The sequence below is a fragment of the Vulcanococcus sp. CPBay_Sum15L08_68 genome (genome assembly GCF_017855895.1).
Classification (GTDB): domain Bacteria; phylum Cyanobacteriota; class Cyanobacteriia; order PCC-6307; family Cyanobiaceae; genus Vulcanococcus.
On record NZ_JAFMFX010000113.1, the window covers coordinates 1 to 2,960 of the forward strand.

3 protein-coding genes are annotated in these 2,960 nt (G+C 63.8%); all 3 read left to right on the forward strand.

The annotated features are described in order from the left end of the window. Nucleotides 1-142 precede the first annotated feature (142 nt). Nucleotides 143-1,093 (forward strand): permease, encoded by a 951-nt coding sequence (locus QZ189_RS11015; RefSeq protein WP_296421782.1) that lies wholly within the window; start codon nucleotides 143-145, stop codon nucleotides 1,091-1,093. Beyond that, nucleotides 1,081-1,752, forward strand: a complete 672-nt coding sequence (locus tag QZ189_RS11020) for a TIGR03943 family protein (RefSeq protein ID WP_363155748.1) — start codon at nucleotides 1,081-1,083, stop codon at nucleotides 1,750-1,752. Before QZ189_RS11015 ends, QZ189_RS11020 begins: the two co-directional genes overlap by 13 nt. After that, a partial coding sequence (locus QZ189_RS11025) for a hypothetical protein (RefSeq protein WP_296421788.1) occupies nucleotides 1,749-2,960 on the forward strand: 1,212 nt, incomplete at its 3' end. The genes QZ189_RS11020 and QZ189_RS11025, both read left to right, overlap by 4 nt.

The following is a 2,960-nucleotide window of genomic DNA, read 5'->3' on the forward strand; positions in this document are numbered from 1 at the left end:
CACTGCTGAGCAACCTGGACACCAGCTTCTACAGCGAGGTCGCGCAAGAGCAAGCCAAGCCCGCGGCCAGCCTCACCGGGACGGGCGGTTCCGCCGCCGCGCTGATTGGGCGAGACTGAAGCGTCAGACGTAGCAAGCGCCCTTGGCTCGAATCGCGACGATTTGGGCGATCTTCCAGGGACTTCTGATTGAGGCCCTGCCCTTTCTGTTCATTGGCGTGCTGATTGCCGGCCTGGCGCGCTGGATCGCACCGGGTGGCCGTTGGCTGCAGCGGCTGCCGGATCAGCCGATCTTGGCCCCCCTCAGCGGTGCAGCCCTGGGCTTTGCGCTGCCGGCCTGCGAGTGCGGCAATGTCCCTGTGGCCCGGCGGCTGCTCGCCGGCGGCGCTTCGATGGGATCGGCACTGGGCTTTTTGTTTGCGGCCCCGGTCCTGAACCCCATTGTGTTGGCCAGCACCTGGGCGGCCTTCCCCGATCAGCCCTGGTTGCTCGCCGCTCGCCCCCTGGGGGCCCTGTTGGTGGCGGTGGTCCTCTCAGGGGTGCTTCAGCGGCTGCCTGAGGGACAGCTTCTGGAAAGGAGCCTGCTGGCCGAGCGTCGTCTCAGCCAGCCCCTGGCGGAGGCCAGCCTGCTCGAGCGCAAAAGCGGTGTTCTTGGAATACCCACGCCTCCTCGAGCGGATCCCAGTCGGCCCAGCCTGAGGACGGTGCTCGAGCACAGCTCTAGGGAGTTTCTCAACCTGGCGGTCTTGCTGATCCTCGGCAGCTTGATCGCCGCCACCGTCCAAACCCTGCTTCCTCGCAGCTGGCTTCTGGCGGTTGGAGGTGCGCCGACCCTCTCGATCCTCAGCTTGATGTTGATGGCCGTGGTGATTTCGGTCTGCTCGAGCGTGGACGCCTTTCTGGCGCTGGGCTTCGCCGCTCAAATCACACCGGGCGCGCTGCTGGCCTTTCTGGTGTTGGGCCCGGTGGTGGACCTCAAATTGCTGGGCCTATTTGGCGTGATCATGCGGCCCAAAGCGATCGCCATCACCGCGATTGGAGCCAGTGTTGTTGTGTTGCTACTGGGGCAATGGGTCAACCTTTGGCTGCTCTGATCCGACCGCTGACCTTGGGGCTCTGGGGAGCCGCCCTGGTGCTGAGCACCCTGACCGGGCGACTGGACCTTCTGCTCAGGGGCGCCTTCCATCCCCTGGTGGGGCTCTGCGGTTTCGCCCTCTTGGCCCTGGCCCTTCAGCAACTGCTTCAGCCAGCCGCAACGCGTGAGTCCGTTCAAACCCAACGGGCCTGGCTGTTCAGCAGCGCCATGGCCATCGCGGTTGTGTTGGCACCACCCAATCCGTCCTTCAGCGATCTCGCCGCCAATCGCAGTGAGGCCCTGAACCCTGCATCGGAGTTGGAATTTGTCCTCCCGCCCTCGCAGCGGACCTTGACCGATTGGGTTCGACTGTTGCGCAGCCAACCGGACCCCACGCTCTACGCAGGTGATCCTGTAAACATCAGCGGCTTCGTCTACACCCCCAACGAGGGCCGCCCCCAACTCGGTCGCCTCACGGTGCGCTGCTGCCTCGCGGATGCGACTCCGATTGGCCTACCCATCCGTTGGCCGGATGGGTACACCCCAAAGAGAGACAGCTGGCTCTCGATCCGCGGCCAGATGGCCGTGGAGTCCACAGCCCCTGGGTCAAGTCAGAGCATCGTGATCGCGGAACAGATCACATCAATCCCAAGGCCCCAGCAACCCCTCGAACCATGAGACAGCTGCGCTGGTTCCTGCTGGCCGGCCTGGCCTTAGCCGCAGTGCAGCAACAGGTTCTGCTGCAGAGGCCGCCCCATCTGCGCAAGTTGGAATCCAGCACCGTCACCTCTGGACCGGCAGCGCTCAGCGTGGAATTCAGCAGGCCGATGGAGCGAACCAGCGTGGCCAAGGACAGCCAGCTGAAGCCGGCGCTGGCCCATCAATGGCTAGGCAGCGGCAACCTGTTGCGCCTGCTGCTCAATCCAGGACAAACCATCACAGCCCCCTTGGAGGTCGTTTTAGGGGGCGCCGATCAACGCGGCGTTGCTCTGGCTCGACAACAGTTCTGGTGGGATCCCAGGCCCTGGCTTGTGGTCGTCAGTCCAGGCCCCCAAGGGGACCAACTCGAGCTCCTTGGACGCGATGGCCAGTGGAAGCTCCTGAGCGAGGCCAAGGGCCCTATCACCTCCGTGGAACCCCTCGGCAATGGAGCAGGAATTGCCTTCAGCACCAGTGGCGGACGCACCGAGGAAACCTGGCTGCTTGAACTCAATCAACAGGCCACCTTCCAGGCCAAGCCCCAACCCCTTGCCGTGCAGGGAGTTAAGCGACTGCTTGATAGTCCACTGACATTCAGCCACTTCAGCAGCAACAGAACGGGAGATCTGTTGATTCAGTGGGGGGCACCCGGTTTTGCCCGCTCATTCACGACGTTGATCCAAGCCAATGGGCAACGCCGGCGCCTTGACCTGGACGCATCCGGAACGGCTCAACTTCTTCCTGGAGGCGGAGCGCTGATTGCGCCAGAGGCCGATGGCCTGGTGCTGAGCAACCTCCCTGGCCACCCCCCGCGCAGGCAGTTTCTGCCGGGCAGTCGCGACTTGAGCAGTGTTTGTCCCACGGGGGGCCGGGCGTTGTTGACCCGGCGGTGGCCGGACTATCGCCAATCCGTGGAACTGCTGGAGCCCGGCCAGCCACCCAAGCAGCTCTGGATTGGCTCAGATGCCGTGATGGGAACGGCATGCGAACGCAGTGGAGACCGCATCTGGCTCTTGCTGACCAACTGGGATCAAGCCACCAACAGTCAAACCCCACGCGTCCTAGTCCTGGACCGTTCTGGTGTCGTGCAAAACCAGCGCGAACTCAAGGGATGGGAATTGGAAATGCGCAGTGGCTTTGCGCTGGATCCAACCCGAGATGTTTTGTTGCTGGCCCTACGCAATCCC